Source organism: Phycisphaerae bacterium (genome assembly GCA_035384605.1).
Taxonomy (GTDB): Bacteria; Planctomycetota; Phycisphaerae; order UBA1845; family PWPN01; genus JAUCQB01.
This window is the reverse complement of record DAOOIV010000019.1, coordinates 14,454-32,995: the sequence shown is the minus strand read 5'-3', so window position 1 is coordinate 32,995 and position 18,542 is coordinate 14,454. Positions and strand designations below refer to the sequence as shown.

The 18,542-nt window shown below is 61.0% G+C and carries 18 protein-coding genes; 10 read left to right on the top strand and 8 right to left on the bottom strand.

From position 1 onward, the window contains the following. Positions 1-10: 10 nt before the first annotated feature. The 5 genes from PLL20_06885 to tnpA form a co-directional block, all read right to left on the bottom strand. Positions 11-1,459 (bottom strand): multiheme c-type cytochrome, encoded by a 1,449-nt coding sequence (locus PLL20_06885; GenBank protein HPD29702.1) that lies wholly within the window; start codon positions 1,457-1,459, stop codon positions 11-13. Positions 1,460-1,476: 17 nt separating this feature from the next. Then, the gene (gene nrfD / locus PLL20_06880; protein HPD29701.1) at positions 1,477-2,727 is read right to left on the bottom strand and encodes a polysulfide reductase NrfD; all 1,251 of its coding nucleotides are present in this window, start codon (positions 2,725-2,727) and stop codon (positions 1,477-1,479) included. After that, positions 2,724-3,743 (bottom strand): 4Fe-4S dicluster domain-containing protein, encoded by a 1,020-nt coding sequence (locus PLL20_06875; GenBank protein ID HPD29700.1) that lies wholly within the window; start codon positions 3,741-3,743, stop codon positions 2,724-2,726. The genes nrfD and PLL20_06875 overlap by 4 nt, the downstream gene beginning before the upstream one ends. Continuing rightward, positions 3,727-4,311 carry a hypothetical protein gene (locus PLL20_06870; protein HPD29699.1) on the bottom strand — a complete coding sequence of 195 codons (585 nt, stop codon included), beginning with the start codon at positions 4,309-4,311 and terminating at the stop codon, positions 3,727-3,729. Before PLL20_06870 ends, PLL20_06875 begins: the two co-directional genes overlap by 17 nt. A 740-nt stretch (positions 4,312-5,051) precedes the next feature. Beyond that, on the bottom strand, positions 5,052-5,504 hold the full coding sequence (tnpA, locus tag PLL20_06865) for an IS200/IS605 family transposase (protein HPD29698.1): 453 nt from the start codon (positions 5,502-5,504) through the stop codon (positions 5,052-5,054). A 241-nt stretch (positions 5,505-5,745) separates the two neighbouring features. On the opposite strand from tnpA, the gene PLL20_06860 reads away from it, so the two are divergent. Then, a complete protein-coding gene (locus tag PLL20_06860; GenBank protein HPD29697.1) occupies positions 5,746-6,960 on the top strand; it encodes a DUF362 domain-containing protein in 1,215 nt (404 codons plus the stop codon). Between the two features lie 51 nt (positions 6,961-7,011). On the opposite strand, the gene PLL20_06855 is transcribed toward PLL20_06860, so the two are convergent. The 3 genes from PLL20_06855 to PLL20_06845 form a co-directional block, all read right to left on the bottom strand. Continuing rightward, positions 7,012-7,962, bottom strand: coding sequence for a hypothetical protein (locus tag PLL20_06855; GenBank protein HPD29696.1), 951 nt, complete (start codon positions 7,960-7,962; stop codon positions 7,012-7,014). Between the two features lie 104 nt (positions 7,963-8,066). Continuing rightward, positions 8,067-8,792, bottom strand: coding sequence for a hypothetical protein (locus tag PLL20_06850; protein ID HPD29695.1), 726 nt, complete (start codon positions 8,790-8,792; stop codon positions 8,067-8,069). 59 nt (positions 8,793-8,851) lie between these two features. Beyond that, a complete protein-coding gene (locus PLL20_06845) occupies positions 8,852-9,667 on the bottom strand; it encodes a type II secretion system protein (protein HPD29694.1) in 816 nt (271 codons plus the stop codon). A gap of 843 nt (positions 9,668-10,510) precedes the next feature. Between PLL20_06845 and PLL20_06840 the strand changes: the two genes are divergently transcribed. The 9 genes from PLL20_06840 (at position 10,511) to PLL20_06800 (ending at position 18,508) form a co-directional block, all read left to right on the top strand. Further along, positions 10,511-11,656: a hypothetical protein gene (locus tag PLL20_06840; protein HPD29693.1), complete on the top strand. Its 1,146-nt coding sequence runs from the start codon at positions 10,511-10,513 to the stop codon at positions 11,654-11,656. Positions 11,657-11,666: 10 nt separating this feature from the next. After that, positions 11,667-12,413, top strand: coding sequence for a prepilin-type N-terminal cleavage/methylation domain-containing protein (locus PLL20_06835; GenBank protein ID HPD29692.1), 747 nt, complete (start codon positions 11,667-11,669; stop codon positions 12,411-12,413). A gap of 124 nt (positions 12,414-12,537) precedes the next feature. Then, positions 12,538-13,077 carry a formylmethanofuran dehydrogenase subunit E family protein gene (locus PLL20_06830; GenBank protein ID HPD29691.1) on the top strand — a complete coding sequence of 180 codons (540 nt, stop codon included), beginning with the start codon at positions 12,538-12,540 and terminating at the stop codon, positions 13,075-13,077. Next, on the top strand, positions 13,074-13,937 hold the full coding sequence (locus tag PLL20_06825) for a zinc ABC transporter substrate-binding protein (protein HPD29690.1): 864 nt from the start codon (positions 13,074-13,076) through the stop codon (positions 13,935-13,937). Before PLL20_06830 ends, PLL20_06825 begins: the two co-directional genes overlap by 4 nt. After that, positions 13,934-14,737 carry an ABC transporter ATP-binding protein gene (locus tag PLL20_06820; protein ID HPD29689.1) on the top strand — a complete coding sequence of 268 codons (804 nt, stop codon included), beginning with the start codon at positions 13,934-13,936 and terminating at the stop codon, positions 14,735-14,737. Before PLL20_06825 ends, PLL20_06820 begins: the two co-directional genes overlap by 4 nt. Next, positions 14,730-15,551, top strand: coding sequence for a metal ABC transporter permease (locus PLL20_06815; GenBank protein ID HPD29688.1), 822 nt, complete (start codon positions 14,730-14,732; stop codon positions 15,549-15,551). The genes PLL20_06820 and PLL20_06815 overlap by 8 nt, the downstream gene beginning before the upstream one ends. A 256-nt stretch (positions 15,552-15,807) precedes the next feature. Further along, a complete protein-coding gene (locus tag PLL20_06810) occupies positions 15,808-17,538 on the top strand; it encodes a hypothetical protein (GenBank protein ID HPD29687.1) in 1,731 nt (576 codons plus the stop codon). 306 nt (positions 17,539-17,844) lie between these two features. Further along, positions 17,845-18,324 (top strand): type II toxin-antitoxin system VapC family toxin, encoded by a 480-nt coding sequence (locus PLL20_06805; GenBank protein HPD29686.1) that lies wholly within the window; start codon positions 17,845-17,847, stop codon positions 18,322-18,324. Then, positions 18,317-18,508 (top strand): hypothetical protein, encoded by a 192-nt coding sequence (locus PLL20_06800; protein ID HPD29685.1) that lies wholly within the window; start codon positions 18,317-18,319, stop codon positions 18,506-18,508. Before PLL20_06805 ends, PLL20_06800 begins: the two co-directional genes overlap by 8 nt. Positions 18,509-18,542: the final 34 nt, after the last annotated feature.

Sequence of the window (18,542 nt, the reverse complement as noted above, 5' to 3'; positions counted from 1 at the left end):
TTCTCCTGGCTCACTTGCCGTAGCGCTTGCGGAATTCCTCGGCGGCCTTGGCTCGCCGCTGCGTCTCGGCCGGATCCAGCTTGTCAATGTACCAACTGTGGTTGGGGGAACTCAACACCTCATCCAGCCTGGCTTGGAGCTTCTTGGCGGCTTCGGCCTTGGCAGCATCGCTGGAGTTCGCGTTCGCGTGGGCTAATTCCCGCAACTCGGGGACGTACTCGCTGTAGAAATGCTTGGCCACCTCGTATGTGCCGTGCCAGTGGGTGTAATCCGGCCCCATCATGGAGGCCCCGTGCCGGGCCCGCCGCCCTTCATGGTGCCAGATCTCGTACCAGACGAAGTCGATCTTGTTGGCGAATTCAACCGGCACCAGCAACGGCTTGGCTAGTTCGTACAGTTCGAGGCCGGGCTTGGCGAACTTGTCATGATACAGCTCGACCAGGCTGTCATACTGAACGTAGAAGTTGTCCACCCACTGCTTCTCGTGGCAGTTGAGGCAGACGTTTTGCATGTTGGCGCGGCGGGTCTTCCAGTCGATGTCGGCCCCGGGCAGCCCCATCTTCTTGTCGCTGACCTCGGGTCGGATCGAAATGGCCGGCCGATTGTTCCAACTGATCCGCAGGCCGATATCGTGGTTCAGGGGTTGCGTCTTGGTGGCGCTCATGTGGCAGGTGGCGCAGGTCGGCGCGGCGCTGTAATCCTCGCCGAGGATCCACTTGGGGGAGTCCATATTGAGCTTCTCTCGGAATGCCTTGAAAGCGATGCCGTGCTTGGACTCCTCATAGATTTCCTTCTGCGGGTGATCCGGTCCCATGTGGCACTTGCCGCAGGCGTCGGGGTGGCGGGCCTGCCAGGCGGAGAAGCTGTGCCGGCTGTGACAGGCCGCACAAGAGCCCTCCGAGCCGTCCGGGTTGATGCGGCCGATGCCCGTGTTGGGCCAGGTGGCGGCATCGAGCTTGCCGCCGGGAAGCACCTTGATCTCCGCGCCGTGGCACTGCCAGCAGCCGTTGACCACGGCGGCGCTGACCCCGTCCGGAAAGGCCGGTGTCTTCATCGCGTTGTTGCCCTCGACGATCTCGGCCAGAGTGTTGTCCAGCGAGCCGAGAATACGGCCGCCCTTTGAGTGGTGAGACTCGGCGAACTCCTTGGTTTCCTTCTCGTGGCAGCGGGCGCAATCCTTGGGCGACACGATGGTGGCAATCAACTCCCCCTCGTGTTTGAAGGCGTCCGACTCGCCCTCCTGCGCTGCATGACACTCGTAACAACCGACGTTCGCACGATAGTGCTTGCTCGAACCCCATTGCTGATATATCGGGGTGTTCTCCGTCCGGTGGCATTCAATGCACGCCTTGGTCTTGGCGGACAGTTCGGGCAGGCCCCAGGGGGCGGCCGAGACGGTAGTCGTGACGGCCAGAATGGCTGCCACGGCGGCTCCGGCAAGTGTCTTTGCGATACTCATGTGATCATCACTCCTTTTCAAGCAGCGGTCTCGGCTTGCGACCGATTGTTATCCTGACGCGATGGACCGTACAGCCTGCGATAGGTCAGCTCGCCGGACAGAACCGGCACCGACATGCGCACAAACACCGTGTAAAGCAAAAGACCGAATGCCCAGATGCCGAGGCTGACCAACACCTCGTTGATCGTGGGCACGTACTCGACGATTTCCCCCAGCGGCGTGGGAATAAACGCCGGAACGATCAGGCCCATCCCCTTCTCGATCCAGATCCCCACGATGGCCAGGACGCACGCCACGTTCAATACCTTGAGACCCCGAGAGGAAGGCAGCACCAACAGAAGGGTCGCCACCGTGTTGAACGCGATGGCCGTCCAGATCCATGGGACCAGCGCGTTCCGTCCGTGCAGACCGAGATACAAGTAACGTGAGGAAGCGGTGTGGGCGGAATCTGAGTAGAACTCGGTGAACAGTTCGCAGCCCAGCAGGAACAGATTGATGAGGGCGGCGACCTGGACGATCCGCCGGAGGGTGAGCAGAGCCTCGTCACCGACGCGATACGAGGTGTATCGCCGGACGATCTGCAGCGTCAGGATGATGAACGCCGGCCCGGCGGCGAATGCACTGGCCAGAAAACGCGGGGCAATGATCGCCGAGTTCCAGAACGGCCGTCCGCCCAGGCCGACGTAAAGAAATGCCGTCACCGTGTGGATGCTGACCGCCCAGACGATCGCGATGAAGACGAACGGCACGTAAAAAGCCCTGGACGGCTTGCGCTCGCAGTAGGCGCAGTAGATCAGGTAGCCGCAGATGTGCAGGTTCAACAGCAGGTAGCCGTTGAGTGCGATCACGTCCCAGGTCAACATGGAACCTGGGAAGTTGAACCGCTGAATGAGATGCAGCGAGCGATCGGGACGGCCGAGATCCACCGTGACGAACAACAGGCACATGATGATGACCGCCACGGCCAATAGTTCGCCGAAAATGACCACGTCGTGCAGATGCATGTTGCGATAGATGTAGACCGGAATCACCAACATGGCCGCCGCGGCCGCTAAGCCCACCAGGTAGGTGAAATTCGCGATATAGACGCCCCAGGACACCTGATCGGTCATGCCCGTGGTCGCCAAACCGCCGACCAGTTGCCTGCACCAAGCGTGAAGCCCCAGCAGCGCGAACACCGTCAGAACGCTCATCCATGCGTAGTAACGCCAGTCGCCGACGAAACTCATACGCAGGCACTGCCAGAGGAAGGTGAAATAACGCCTCATGCGTCACCTCCCGAGACGGCCGGATCCAACGGCTCGTGATATCGGCTGCCGCGCTCGTCGAAGTAGTAGAAGAACCTCGGGAGTGTCCCGACTTCCTGCTTGAGAACAAACACTCGCTTGTGCCTGAGGATATAAGCGATCTCGCTCTTGGGGTCGAGAACGTTTCCGAATTTGCGGGACCCGGTTGGGCAGGCCTCGACGCAGGCCGGCATGCGGCCGACACGGGTGCGGTGCAGACAATAGGTACACTTCTCCATGACGCCCACGGCTCGCGGGCGGTTGGACAGGTAAGCCATGTTGGGGTTCAACTCTTCCGCGGTCAGCCCCGGCTCGGCGAAGTTGAATCTCCTGGCCCAGTATGGGCAGGCCGCCTCGCAATACCGGCACCCGATGCACCAGTCGTAGTCGATAACCGTGATGCCGTCCGGCTCCTGCCAGGTGGCTTCGACCGGGCACACCTTGACGCACGGCGGATTGGCGCACTGGTGACACTGCACCGGCATGTAGTAACTCTCGTGCTCGGGTACCGTCGGCGGATCGTAGTGATGGTCCGAGGTCTCCACGTCGATGCTGCCCTTTTCCATCTTGAGCACGCGGATGTACTGGATCTCGGGCGAACGGGATTGGTTGTTCTCTTTGACGCAGGCATGCACGCAACGACGGCACCCGATGCAACGGCTGATATTGAGGGCGTACACGAATTCCACGCCGGTCATCGGTTTGATGTCGGCTACCTGCGGGCGGACGGCGTACCGTTTCTCAACCTCGCGAGAGATCCGCTCGAGGACTGCCTTCATTTCCTCGGGGGTCATCTCCTTGTAATGCTTCTGCAACAGTTGTTCGAGAGTCGGTATGTGGTCCGGTGAGATGTTCCGCAAAGGCGAGAGCGCGGCCGCCACTGCCGCCGCGCCGGCAGCGGCAACGGCGCTCTTGCGGATGAAACCACGGCGGGTCATTCCCGGAGAGCCGGGCGCTGCGGCCTGCGGTTCGTCCTGCCTGTCATTCGGGCCGTTCATGCGTGACGTCTCTGCCTGACGGTGTCTGGCGATAGATCAACAACGGGTTCTTGGTCTTCTCGGTGCCCGCAGGATGATGCGTTTGATCGCCCATCCGCAGCGTATTGGGTCCCCGGGCCGGCCGCATGGCCTGGAATGCCGGAGCATGCGGATCGTGACACTCGACGCATTTCAGGCGCCGCCTCGATCCGAGCGAGTCATTCCAGTAGCCGTCGGTCCGCCCGTGGACGTCATGGGTCCAATCGCGATAGACCGGGCCATGGCATTTGGCGCACAGCACCGGCGGCTGATCGAAAGGAATGGGGTCTCCCCGGTCGTCGGCGAACGCATTGCGGTCCTGACGGTTGTGACAGTTGAAACAGCGGGCGTTAATGCCGTGGTCCAGCACAATGTGGCGATGCTGCGTCAACGCTCGATCCGTCTCAGGAGGCGAAGGGAACAGATCGTGACACTCGCTGCAGCGGAAGGTCATGCCGGCGATGACGGTTTCAGGCTTGAGAGTAGGATGCCGTACGGGCGTCGTATCGGTGGCCCATACGGGTACATCCGTTTTAGGTGGGATGGGCACGGCCTCTTGCCACGGGTCTGCCAACAACAAGCCCGCCATGACAACCAACACGGCCGGTACAAACCAAAACGCCCGGCTTCGTGCGGGACCAGACCGTCCACGCCGCGTTGATTCGCCTTCGACCACCTGCCAACTCCCGAGACAACCCGACGGGCGAGTCCCCTTATACCGACCGCTCCCGACTCATGTCAAACAACGGAATACAGGCGACCGTCTTCAGAATGCAGGCGCCGCCGCGCACGAAAAAGAGACAGCAAGAATGTGCCCGTGTATCATTCCCTTACGGCCGATCGACGCTCTCACTCGAAGCCCGTGAGAGACTCTGAAGGGTCCGACAGATCGTATCGGAAGCACCAACAATGAAGCGTTTCGATCAAATCCTGCTCATTGCCAGCTTCGTTGCTTTCTCATGGCTTGCCATGCAGGCCGTCCATGAACTTGGGCATGTGCTCGGCGCAAGCGCAACCGGCGGCACGGTGACCAAGGTGGCCCTGCACCCATTGGCCCTGTCACGCACCGATGTGTCGCCCAATCCCCACCCTCTCCTGGTGGTATGGGCCGGGCCGATCGTCGGGGCGCTTGTGCCGCTAATCGTTTTCCTGATTGCCGCCGTGCTACGGAGCCGTCGCAAACCCGAGATTGCCCGATGCCCCAGAGGGGCACAGGTTTGTAGCCAGGGGCGCAAGCCCCTGGGAGCCGTGACGCGCCGGCCAACCAGCCCCAGAGGGGCGACAGTTCCCTCATTCCCAGATGTACCGCTCGTCGTAGGGTATCTCGTGTCGCCGGAGGAACTCGAGGAATTCCTCTTGGAAGGTCATTTGCTGGTGGTGCTTCTGCTGAGTCGAAATATACCGTCGAACACTGTCATCGTTCGATCGGCTCACAGAGAATGCGCCATACCCGCTTTGCCATGCGAACGCGCGGTGCTCGGCAAACGTTTCGTGTATCCATTTTGAGGAGTTGGTCTTGATCACCCGAAGAACGTCTGCCACCGAAGGATGCGCGGGGAAGGAAGCCAGAAGATGAACATGGTCTTCGGTTCCGCCTGCGGCGAACAGATGGCCGTGCTCGCCCTTGATGATTCCGCCCATGTAATCGTAAAGGCGCTCGCGGAAATCGGCGGCGATCTGAGGCAAGCGGTTTTTCGTGCTGAAGACAAGATGGTAATGAAGACACGTAAGCGTCTGTCCCATTGTCGTGTCTCCTTTTTGTCGCCCATTTTGGGGCTCGTTGGTAAAAACGGTATTTGTACCAGGCCCTTGCGCCCCTGGCTACACACCTGCGCGTCTTCGGGGCAGGATGGGTAAAGTGCGTGTAGGCCACTCCCTGCAGGATTCAATCGGACAAACTGCTAAGCCTCGGACTTGGGATTGACGGATCTCAGATTCAGATCCGGGCCTGGACCGCAGGCCAAAACCCCTCATAATCTTGGCCATGCGTACCGTGTCTATCGTTGGGTGTGCGAGCTATGAGGCCTCTGTGGTCGACGCCGCCGTTCGGCAGTCGCTCGATTACCTGGGCGGCATGTCCCGATTCGTTCGGCCCGGCATGCGCGTTCTGCTCAAGCCCAATCTGCTGGCCCCGCGGTCACCATCTGAAGCGACCACGACCCACCCGGCCGTCGTGGCGGCCGTCGCCCGACTCGTGCAGGAGGCCGGCGGCATCGTGACTGTGGCCGACAGTCCGGGTGGCCCTTTCGTGGCGAGTTATCTGAAAACCGTCTATGCCAAGACGGGGATGGAGCAGGTGGCACGGGAAACCGGCTTGGCACTAAATCACGACCTGGCCGCCAGGCAAGTCGCCAACCCTTCGGGCAAGCTGCTCAAGCACGTGGACATCATCCGGGCCGTCGCCGAGGCGGATCTGGTCATCAACCTGCCGAAGCTCAAGACCCACGGACAGATGGTCTATACCGGCGCAGTGAAGAACCTGTTCGGCGCGATCCCGGGCACGGGTAAGATCGACTTCCACCTGCGGATGGCGGACTACCAGGCATTCGCCGATGCACTGATCGACATCTGCCTGGCTGCCAAGCCTGGTTTGAATCTGATGGACGCCGTGGTCGGCATGGAAGGCGCGGGTCCTTCTGCCGGAGATCCTCGGCACCTGGGCCTTATCCTGGCCGGCGAAGATGCCTTTGCTCTGGACTATGTCGCTCTGCAAGTCCTTGGCGCCAATCCCATTCGGATACCAATCATGAAGGCCGGCACCGAACGTGGCCTGTGTCCGGCAAGCCTTGACGACGTCACCATCATGGGCCGGTCCGTCGAAGACGTTCGCGTCAAACGATTCGACATGCCCGCGCTGAGCCAAATGCTTACGATCACCTGGTCGCAAGGACGGCTGCTGGGGCGGCTGGCGCAGTGGACCAAGCCTCGCCCCGTCTTCGATCATGTGGCCTGCACGGGCTGCAGTCTATGTGCCAGGAGCTGCCCGGCCCACGTGATCGCGATGGAGACCGGCAAGCCATGCGTCGATCTCAAGGGTTGTATCCGATGCTTCTGCTGCCAGGAGCTTTGTCCTGCAAAGGCGATCACGATCCGCAGATTGAGACCATCTGTTGCGGCGATTCTCAGGATCGTGTACTTCACGCTGTCCATGATCTCTTCCAGACTGCACCGCCGGAAAAGGCAACCACGACAGGATTGAGCGCAGAAGGGCAATGACCGCGGTTCGCTGCCGGCAGTTCAGGATGCACACTCAATCCGCGCAGCGGGGGTCCGGGTGCGCCTCCGGGCCGCTGAAGCAACGCTGGAGCCGCCCGAAATCCGCCTGATCCACATCACCGTCGCGATCGAGGTCCGCCGCGCGGCAGCACTCCCGCACATAAGGTATTCCCGGCCCCGTGGCGCAAGCCTCGAAACGTTCCAGATCGTCGACGTCCACATCCCGGTCAAAATCGAGGTCAGCCCGCGGCCGATCGTGGGCGATGTCGTGTGCGACGTGCAGCAGGGCCATACAGTGCTTGACCTCGGCCAGCGGGTCGGACGGCGAGAAGTTGCGGAACACCAGCCAGATTGGGTCCGAGCTGGCGATGCCTGCGGTGTTGGTCAGCTCGATCTCGAGCAGATAGACACCGTCGGCGGCCTGAACGCCATCCTGGTCGGCTGGGATCGAGTTGCCATCGGGGCCCAGCAGGAAGTAGCTCAGGTGCCGGTGAAAGGACCCGTCGCTCGGCACCGTCTGGAAGTTGAACCCTTCAACGAAGCCGGTCCCCCCGCCCGCATGGCGGGTCATGAAACCGTATTTGATCCTGAGCCGCTCGCCGGCCGGCACCGGCCCGAAACTGACCGATCCATTGCCATCCCAGTAGAGCAGGTCCGACAGAATGTTGAAGCCGACCTGGCTTCCCGGAGGCAAACCGCTGTCGGTTGTACTGCCATAGCACGGATCGTCCGTCCAGAACGGGTCCAGCGGGTTCTCTTGAAAGTGGCCTCCGCCCCAGACATGCACGCCGATGTCCACCGTCACCGGATTGGAGGGATCATACGCGTACACGCCGGTGTGAATCTTGTTATCCTCGACCACCATCGCCACCCCCAGATGCCCGGTAGGATCGCACGCGTCGCAGCAGCCGCAGGCAGGATCCGGCTGCCCACATACCATTATCAAGGCTGCCATCATCATTGCGAGACCGCTCGTTCGATTCATGTTTGCACCTCCTCCATCGTCTCGAACCCCAAGGCGGCGTGCCCGCCGTGCCGGGCAGCATGATCTCCCCGGCACGGCGGTTCACCTCGTATCCTCAATGTGAATCAACGGCCTCGCCGTCGCCGACACGGCAGCGCACCCGCCACAAGCAACAGGGCGCTCAGCGGTTCGGGCACGAGATTGTTCTCGACCCACGCAGCCGCCGCTTCGTGGTTTGCCTCGCTGTCACCGTTGTTGAAGACGATCCATATCGGGGCGGACGATACGACGTCACTCATCGTTGTGGTCAGTTCCAGCTCCAGCAGGTAAATCCCAGGGCTTGGCTCGACGCCGTCGCCGGGAATCGGGTTGCCGTCCGATCCCAGCAGCTCGAACGTCATGTGCTGATGCAACCCGCCGCCGGCTCCGATCTGTGCGAAGTTGAAGCCGCCGGCCGGGTCGTTCGCGACATTCACACTCTGCGAACCGACGGTGATCTGCAGCGACTCGAACGCGGGTACGCCCGCAAAGCCGGAGCCGTTCCAGAATGCCAGGCCCGACAGGGCGTTGAACCCCAACCAGTGCCCTGAACCGCCCGGAAAGGCCCCGTCCTCCGAAAGGAAACCAGGGTCTTCGGTCATGAACGGCTGAGCGGGGTCGTCTTCGCCGAATTCGGCCCCAAAAACGCGTTCGCGGTCTGAAAGAGGCACCACCGTCGAGCCGACCAGCTCGGACGATCCGACCGCGATCGCCCCGTTTTGAACGTAGGCACGAACGTCAACATGTGCGGCCAGGGTGACGTTTCCGAGCAGCACAACGATAAGCACTGAAGAGATAAACACGTTCTTCATTTCTGAATCCTTCCCTCCTGTTTCGCAGGAGATCTAAATGAGACGCCTTTCGGGCCCGGTCATCGACGGTGATAGTTGATGAACAAACCCGGATCGAACTTGTTATGCTCCATATCCTTGTAAACTTGCTGGAACTGGAGCGATTCCGCATGTCCGTCCAGAAAACCATAGTTCGACAGCGAATGAGCCGACCACTTGGGGCCGCCGTGGGCCTGGATTTCCAGTTGCGTCGCGGCCTTGGTCGGCGAATGGCTCACGTCGGCCCATTCCTCAACGTGGGGATGATCGGACGCGGCGAAGCATTCACCCGACCGGTAATAGGGATTGTCCGGATCGCACTCCTCGACCATGTAGACAAAATGCACGATGCTCGAGGGGTTGCGGATCTTCTCGATCTTGGGCCAAGTGACGCCCTTGCCGGTCAGATCCGGATTCTTCTCGATGTCGAGGAAGTTGTTGATCCCGTAACTGCTCCGCCGGAACGGATAGCCTCGCTTGCCGTCGACGGGTATCCCCTTCCCGCCGAGTTCCACGGGCCAGTGGGGACTATCATCCGCCGGAGAGCGGGCCACCAGCCGATCCTTGTAGTAGCGCTGCAGCGTGTTGAACCAGGCCACCTGGGGTTTGTCATCCGCCACGCCGTGCATAAGACCCACGCGGATCAGGAATCCGTCGTTGGACGTCATGTACAGCCAGTGGGCGGTTTCCAGGCACTTGATGTTGTTGAGACACATCGTGCGCCGAGCCGCCTGCCGCGCCCGGCTCAAGGACGGGAGCAACACCGCCACGAGCAAGGCGATGATGGCGACGACAACCAACACCTCTATCAGCGTGAACGCGCTGCCTCGCAGACGCGTCTTGGAGCATGCTCGCATAGCGCACCTCGCATATGCGTCCATCACTCGCTGTGTACCATGGACCTGTAGTTGTGGTTTGAGCCGCCGCGTCTGCGAGACGAAACGGCACGGAACGTTGCACCAAGCGCCGGCCATACGCCGTTTCCCCCGTCGGAATCGCAGGTGGCAGAAACGCCGTTTACCGGCAAAGGATCAAAGAAAACTGGGAGGGCCTCGCGGCAGACTCGGCGCGGGACGAGTCGTTGGGACGAAATGTGCGTCGCTCAGAACCACCCGCTCCTCATTCCGATCGGCGAGCAGCGGGATAACCGAAATCGCCGGCGGAATCACCGCCGGCGTCAGGATCGATTGCTGGCATAGTGCGCACCCGGCCCTGTCATGCTGGTGCCCCTCTTCAAGCCGAGAATGAACCCAAAGGGCCGAACCGCTCGAGGAAAGCGCCAGACACGCCAAGAGCAGTCCTGAAATCAAAGATCGATGAAACCGCATACGTGTATTACATTGTAAGCGAGGCCGGGCAAGTTTCAAGCTGCCTGGGCGCGGCCCGGGACAGGAAGACGTAAAGATCTTCAGTGAAAGGATTTACGGTTTTGTTGAACAGCCGATGACTGGTTGCATGGAACTTGGTCTGGCCGCCAACGGTACTCGCGCAGGTCTCCAGGGGCAGAGGTGGCCGTCCCTTGCAACTGGTGAGAACCTTCCGGTCGGCGCGCGCTCCCAATCTTGCTTTCCTCTGCCGGAAAGCCGATTATCTTGACGGCCACGCGCATACGTATTATCTTTTGATAATTCGTAATACTACAGGCCCCGGTCTCGCGTTGACTCCGGCAGCCTGGAGCGGAAGGAACAAGGAGAAAACGGATGAATTCCCGAATTGCGCGATGGCTTGCGACTGCAGCGTTGTTCTGTGCGTGGACGACGGCGACAACCGCACAGGAGCCGGATTGGGCATCGATGAGTTACACGCTCCATCAGGACTATCAAGCCGTTGATGCCAACGGCCAAGGCACCTTCCCCACCACCTCACCCGTCAAGATCAAAGGCGTGATCCTGAATCGTCCGTCCGACATGTTGAACCCCACACCCGGGTTCGATCCTTACATGGGCGGGCAGTGGCAACAGTTTGTTCAATTCGTTGATGAAGGTGATTTCGGCGGCACCGCGTTGTACATGGGCCAGAACATCGGCAAGAACGTCGGGAATCATCCGGCCGGCAGCTACAGCGACGCGGAGTGGCTCGCCGAGTTGCACCGCCTGAACCACGACCCGATCACCGGCAGGGCTTTTCGGTCGGGCGATCTGGTCGAAGTGCGAGCGCGGGCCCCGGGCCTGTTCTTCCGCGGCAAGACCAACGTCAACGAGCAACACCAGAAAACGCCACTGGCGGATTTCGACGTGGTTCTTCTGCAAGCGAACTATGTCTCGCCTGCGCCCCAAACCATCACCCTTGCGGACGTAAAGGATACGGCCGATCAGTTCATTTTTGATCAGTCGCGTGCCACGGGCGCGGAGCATTACCAGGGCAGTTTCGTTCGATTTGAGAACGTGCAGTTCGTCGCCGGCACCTGGGGCTGCAATCAATCAATGACCATCGCCGACGACACCGGGCGAACGCTGCCCGTCCTGCTTGGATTCGGCGGCGGTTTTACGCAGTACCCCGCACCGACCGGAACCTTTGATATCGTGGGCATCTTCGATCAAGAAGACAAGGTCTCCACCGACGGATGGAAGGGCGGCTATCGACTGTGGGTGATGGACTACGACGGCAGCCATTTCGTGCTCTATCGGTACGTGAAGCCCGATTTCGACCGAGATGGCGACGTGGATGAGACCGATCTCGATCACTTCGAGACCTGTGCCTCGGCACCGGGAATCCGGCAGACCGATCCATCCTGCCTCAATGCTGATTTTGACGAAGACGGCGACGTGGATCAGAGCGATTTCGGGGTGCTGCAGAGGTGTTTCTCCGGAAGCCTTGAGCTGCCGGACTCCGCCTGTGATGGGTAATGTTGTTCGGATGGCGCATGACAGAAGGCAAGTTCGATCGACCCGACCCGGCGGCGGCCGTTGCGCGCGAAACGGCGTCGTAGAAGCCTTCAGTCTGGTCGAGGTCCTTGTTGTGGTTGCGATCCTGGCTCTGCTGGCGGCCATGCTGCTCCCGGCTCTGGCCAGGGCAAAGCTTCGATCCAGGGTCGTGCTGGTGCACTCCGACTTGCGGCAGGTCACCATCGCCCTGGACGCCTACGCCTTGGAACACAAGGACCGTCTGCCACCGACGCGGCAGTCTTGCGGGACGAGCATCCTTTATCAGTTGCCCTTTGAGCTGGCTACAAAGAAGTACCTGCCGAAAAGTCCGGACGCAATTAAGCGATCATATTTGGAGGACGCGTTCAACCCCGGTCAGACGTATCGTTATCGGGCCCCAGGACCGGTTTGGCAGAATGGCGTGCTCATGGATTTTCCGGATAGTACCTGGCGACCCCGCGCACAGATATGGGTGCCTGATGACGTGCCAAATTGCGAAAGCCCCAACGGCAGGTACTATGCTGATCGCAATAACGAACCCAAGAGTCCCGTGACGTATGCCGTCTGGAGCGTGGGTCCGGATCCGCATTCACCCAAGTTTCCGCGCTGGGACGACGGCACGATTGACGAGGCCAAACTCCCCTTGCCCAAGTCGTTCTGGCTGCTCAACGACGGTCGTCCGACGGGCCTCATCACCCACTTCAGGACCCGCAAAGGCGTGACTCACATGAGCCCGTGATCTGCCGTTTTGCCCCCGGGATGATGACAAGGGCGAATGATGGAGATGGTCATCAAGACGCAAACCGCGATAATGTGAAAGGTGCCTCGCAGGCATCTGCTTGATTGGCGAGATCGGAGGACAAGTGGATTTCTACACGAACAGACAGGCGGAAGATCCTGATTGGCTTGCACGGGCGGCACTCTTTCACGGTCACCTGGGACCATGGTTGACCGTTGGGGCGATGATCGGACAGGATGCCATTCGCAGGCTGGAAACTCCGGGGCAGTGGAAGATCCACGTGACCTGCTGGATGCCGGCCGACAAGCATCGGACGCCGTTCACCTGCATTCTCGACGGGCTCCAGGCTGGTTGCGGGGCAACCATGGGCAAGCGGAATCTCTGGCTGAGGGATTCGGCTGAAGTGCTCTCCAACAGGTGGCCTGTGGTCCACGTCGTCAGGCTACCCGACGGTGGTCGGCCTGCGGAGGGGCTCAGCTATACGGCCACCTGCGCCCTGCATGGGTGGATGGAACACCTCAAGCCCGAACGTCTGGAGGAGGACTCGCGGGCGCTGGCTCGCGAGGACGTAACGAAGATGTTTCGCATTACATCAATGGGCGAGAGAGAGTTTGCCTGGGTTGGCTGCTCCTCAGCCGGCCAGGTGCGCGCGACGACACCATGACCCAGCGAACCGCCATCCAAGCAGTCGGGTTGCTCCATGTCTTTGGTCTGGCTGTAACCCTGGCCGGCTGCAACCGGTCATCTCCGCCGCAAAGCCCGCCGGCGCCGAACCCCCTTGCCCATGTCGCGGCCGGCAACTCCTATCTGGAAGCGGCATTGATCGATCTGATGGGCGACGCCTCCCGGCCGTTGCGTCTGGCCGAACCGGGCACCTGCCCCGGCCATTTCGATGTTCGCCCGAGCCAGGTATCGGCGTTGAGGACATGTCGCATGCTCGTGCGGTTTGATTTCCAGCGAGCTCTGGACGACAAGCTCAGCCCTCTTGCTCGCGACGGCTTGCGGATCGTGCCCATTCGCGTGTCGGGCGGATTGTGCATACCTTCGAGCTACTTATCGGCCTGTCGCCAGGTGGCGGAGCCGCTCGTGGCCGCGAACATGCTCTCGGCCGAAGCGTCGCGACACCGAATTGCAGAGATTGAGCAACGAATGAGCGAGCGGGAGGAGTGGTGTCGTCGGCAGATGCGTGAGGCCGGCCTGGAGGGAAAACCTGTTGTATGTAGTCCTCACCAGGAAGCCTTCTGTCGCTGGCTGGGGTTGAACGTGGTCTCCACGTTTGCAGGCGCCGATTCAGCATCAATCGGCGACATTGAGACCGCCATCCGCGAAGGCGAGAATGCCCGCGTCGGGATCGTGATCGCCAACTTGCCCGAGGGGCGGCGTTTGGCGGACGCACTCGCGCAGCGACTCGGAGCGAAAGTCGTGGTTTTCGGTAACTTCCCGCAAGACGACGCCGGAACGATTTCTTTCGACGCGTTGATCGCGACCAATGTTACTTCGCTGGTGAAGGCGGCTACTCCTTGAATGATACGGCAATCACGATTCGCGATCTGATCGTTCGGGCCGGACGCAGGAACATACTGGCGATAGAGAATCTGCAACTGCCCAAGGGGCAATTCGTCGGAATACTCGGCCCGAACGGCGCGGGAAAGAGCACGTTCCTTCGCTGTCTGCTGGGTCTTCAACGACATGCCGGCGGACGGGTAACCGTGCTTGGCGAACCGCTGGCCGAACTGGGCATGCGGGGCCTCGGATTGCTGCGACGTCGGATCGGGTACGTCCCGCAATTGCTTTCCTCGCCCGGGGAGATTCCCTTGACCGTGCGCGAGGTGATTGCCATCGGGCGGACCGGAATCGCCGGCCTGATCCGGCCGCTGCGAAAGAAGGATTGGCGAATCGTCGACCAATGGATCGAACGTCTTGGGCTCGCCTCCCTGACTCTTCGCGGCTACGGTGAGATTTCAGGGGGCGAACAGCGCAAGGTTCTGATCGCCCGGGCTATGGTCCAGCAGCCGGATCTGCTGCTGCTGGACGAGCCGACCGCCAATCTGGATCTCGGCTGGCGCGAGCGAATCGTGACCGTTGTCAAGGATCTCTATGCGTCGTCCGGCATGACGGTCATTCTGGTGAGCCACGACCTGGAAGTACTGCCGCCGGCCTGCGGCCGGGTGATCGTCCTGGAGAGGGGCCGGCTGGTGGCGGACGGCTCACCAGACGACGTATTGACTGACCAGCGGCTGGAAACGCTTTACGGTCCGGGGCTGACGGTTCTCAAGCGTGGCGGTCGACTGCTGGCGGTGCCGGCAGAGGTTTTCAATGCTTGATTTTGTCTTCTGGGCACCGGTGCTGGTCAGCGGGTTCCTGGCCGGCTCGTCAAGCGGCCTGCTCAGCGTCCTGATCGTTGGCGCGCGCATTCCGTTTCTGGGCATTTGTGTCGCTCACGCCGCGTTGGCAGGAGCGGTGTTCGGGGCGCTCGCCGGCTTGGAGGGACAGTTGCTGCTCTTGCCGGCGGTGGCCGCCTCTATTGTGACCGCCGTGGTGCTGGGCCTGGCCGACCCGCGAAAGGTTCGCATGGACACAAACGTGGTGCTCGGCCTGCTCTTCTCGCTCACCATGGGGCTGGCCTTTCTGGGTTTCGGGCTCTTTGCCGTCTTTGGCCGAAGCGATGACGACGTCCGCGGTTTGTTGTGGGGAAGCTTGGCGTACTGTCGATGGGCAGATGTGGTCCTGATGACCGTCGTATCGGCTGCGCTGCTGGCTTTTGTCTTGCTTTTCGGCAAGGAAATGCGGGCTATCGTCTTCTCACGACAGGATGCGCTCGCCGCGGGGATTCACGCGACGGCGGTCTGGACCGGCTTCCTGGTTCTCGCGGCCGTACTCATAACCGTCAACTTCCAGACCGTCGGCGGTCTGATGATCTACAGCCTCATCACCAACCCGGCCGCGGCAGCCTTTCAACTCGTGCGAGGCATGCGAAAAGCTTCGGTAGTCGCGGCGCTGCTTGGGGGCGTCAGCGGACTGGGAGGATTCCTCATCGCCGCTGCGACCGACCTTCCTGCCGGGGCGGTGATCGTCATTCTTTCATCGCTGCTTGTAGCAGGGGCAATACTGCTGCGGCGAATCAGAGAAGCACGATAGGCAGCCGACCGTCTGCACATCGCCTCTTCCGCTCGATGGACGAGTGCAAGCCAATCATCGCCGGGACGTTCACGCCGTGTGGAGCGGGTGAAGCCGCGATCTGCATCGTTTGACCGGACGCGCAAGTCTCCCTTACTCTGCTTGAGTTTTCCCTGAGCACCGTCGCAGCGCACAGGATGTCGCATGTTAGCCGGTGCCCGGGGTTCTTCGGAAACAACAACTCGCGAGCCCGATGGCGGTTGAAAAGGAGGCACGCGTGAGTCCCAGCCACGAGTCGTCAGGCATTGCCGGCCGTCTGGATAAACTCTACGAATTCGAGCGAGCGCCGGTCACGCCGGACAGGTTGCACGACGGAAGATACTTCGCCGGTCTATTTGCCGGCGAACACGTCGCCGCAACCGAGTTCGTCATTGGGGCGTTGTTCGTCCAGTGGGGAGCCGGCGCCCGCAATCTGGTCCTCGGGCTGCTGCTGGGAAATCTGCTTGCGGTGTTGAGTTGGGCCTTCATCTGCGCCCCCATCGCGGTCCGCACCCGATTGACGCTCTACTGGTACGCCCGCCGGATCATCGGGCCGGGCCTGACGGCGGTCTACAATTTCATCAGCGGCATCCTCTATTGCTGCCTGGCCGCGGCCATGATCGGCGTGTCGGCTTCCGCGGTCATCCTTGGCCTCTCACGATTGGGCCTGCACGTCAGGCATCCCGCACTGACCGACGTATGCCCCAACAGCGTTGGATGGTTGGTGGTCGTCTTGATCGTCGGCTCGGTGACGACGATCCTGGCGATCGCCGGCTTCAAGAGACTCAGCCAGTTCGCCGGTGTCTGCTCACCGTGGATGTTTCTCATTTTTATCGCCGGTGCGATAGCGACCCTTCCTCGTCTGGGCGACGTGCGTAGCCTGGATGACTTCTGGAGAATCGCCGAGACGAGGATCTGGCTGGAGACGCCCAAGGCCGGCACCGAGCGACTTGGCTTCTGGCACATCACCCTCTTCGCATGGTTCTGCAATCTGGCGATGCATGTAGGCCTGTCCGACATGGCCATCTTTCGTTATGCTCGCCGCTGGACGTATGGCTTCTATTCGGCCTTCGGGATGTACCTGGGCCACTACCTGGCCTGGATTTGTGCCGGCATCATGGGTGCGGCCGTCAGCGAGGGGCTGAACCCCGGCGAGATGGCCCACTTGGCGGCAGGGCTGCCGGGCGTATTGGCCGTATTGTTGGCAGGCTGGACCACCGCCAACCCCACGATCTACCGCGCGGGGCTGGCCCTTCAAATCGTGACACCGAATTGGCCTCGCTGGAAGGTAACCTTGGCCACAGGAGCAATAACCACACTCGTCGGCTTGTTTCCGGCCATCTTCATGAAGCTACTCAATTTCGTGGCCATCTACGGTCTCGTGCTGATGCCCATCGGCGCGGTCATCTTCGCCGAGCACTGGCTGTTCCCCAGAACGGGTCTACGGCAATGCTGGGTCGAGCGTCGAGGTCTGAGCGTCAACCTGCCCGCCCTCATCGCCTGGCTGACCGTGCTGGTCCTTTGTTTCCCAATTGAGGATTTCACGGCCGGGCGGCTCAGGTCTCCGATGGATTTGATGGGCGTCGGGCTGTTCTTCCGCTGGCTCCCGGCGTGGTTTCTGACGGTGAGCGTTTATCTCCTGCTTTGTCGTCTGACGCCCGGTGCGCGGCGACAGCCCGATGAACAGGCCGAAATCAGCCTTGAGGCCCGGTCAATGATCACCGGGCCGGTAGCGGTCCGGACGTCCGCACCGTTGCCGCCGATTGCGTGGATCAGCGGAGCGCTGGCCGTGATGGCCCTGGCGGCCTGCCTGATCCTGCCCATGCTGGTATTCATCGGTGGCTCAGATCCGTCCGCCTATGAACGGAACATGGGCTCGTACAAGACCGGCCTGATGGTCGCCACCGTGGCCTACTTCATCGGCGGCATCATCTGGATGGTCCAGCGGGAGAAGGCTCGCCTGACTTGAATTGTGCGCGTCCCGGCAGTCCCTGGCCCCTCGGGGCTCCTGATGTTGTGGGCGGCTTCTTCAGAATCACGAGCGCGCCACCGCGAAGCGTGTCGTAGCCGGGTAAGCGAGGTACTGAAACAGAAAGCGGCCGCGCCACAAGGGACCGCTCACGTACGGCCGCCTCGGCGTACCAGCGTCTCGGTTCTGAAGGAGCCCCCTGAAGAAACCGTGGCGTTTCCCCGCCGAGTCTGTCGCGGGACGGTCCCATCGGTCATTTCGTATCGCGAGCTACAGTATCGCAGTGACGTGTGGTATAATATGGTGATGAAACCGACGGTATACATCGAGACGACGATACCTTCCTACTACTGCGACGATCGCCCGGAATTGATGGGCGACATCGCCCGTACCCAGGAGTGGTGGGACAAGGAAAGAGGAGACTATGAGTGCTTTATCTCCCCCGTTGTTATCGAGGAGCTGTCCGCCGGCAACTACGCTACTCGATCCAAGTGCCTGCGTCTGATAGACTCGATTCCACTGCTTGAGGTGAACAGGGAGGTTGCACAGATAGCCGCCATTTACCAGGAGCAGAAACTGATGCCGAGTCCGCCCGTACGAGACGCACTGCATCTATCGTTGGCGGCCTACTACCGGCTCGATTACTTGCTGACCTGGAATTGCCGACACTTGGCCAACGCAAACAAGATACCGCGATTGCAGAAGCTGAACCGGGAATTGAATCTGAGCATGCCGCTACTGGTTACCCCGGCCATGCTGCAAAGATGGGAGGTCGGTGATGAGTGATAGCCCAATAGTCCAGGAAGTCCGGCGGCGAGCGATGGAGATCAGTGCACGGTTCGACCACGATTTGGACCGCTATGTCGAACACTTGCGTGAGTACCAGGAGCAATTTCGTGACCGGCTGGTGAGCCAGATTACTGTGGTTCAGTCGCCTCGTCATGGACAAGAAGTGGGCAAGCCCAAGTGACTCCGAATCGTCGCGTGTGGGCCGCGCGGATGCC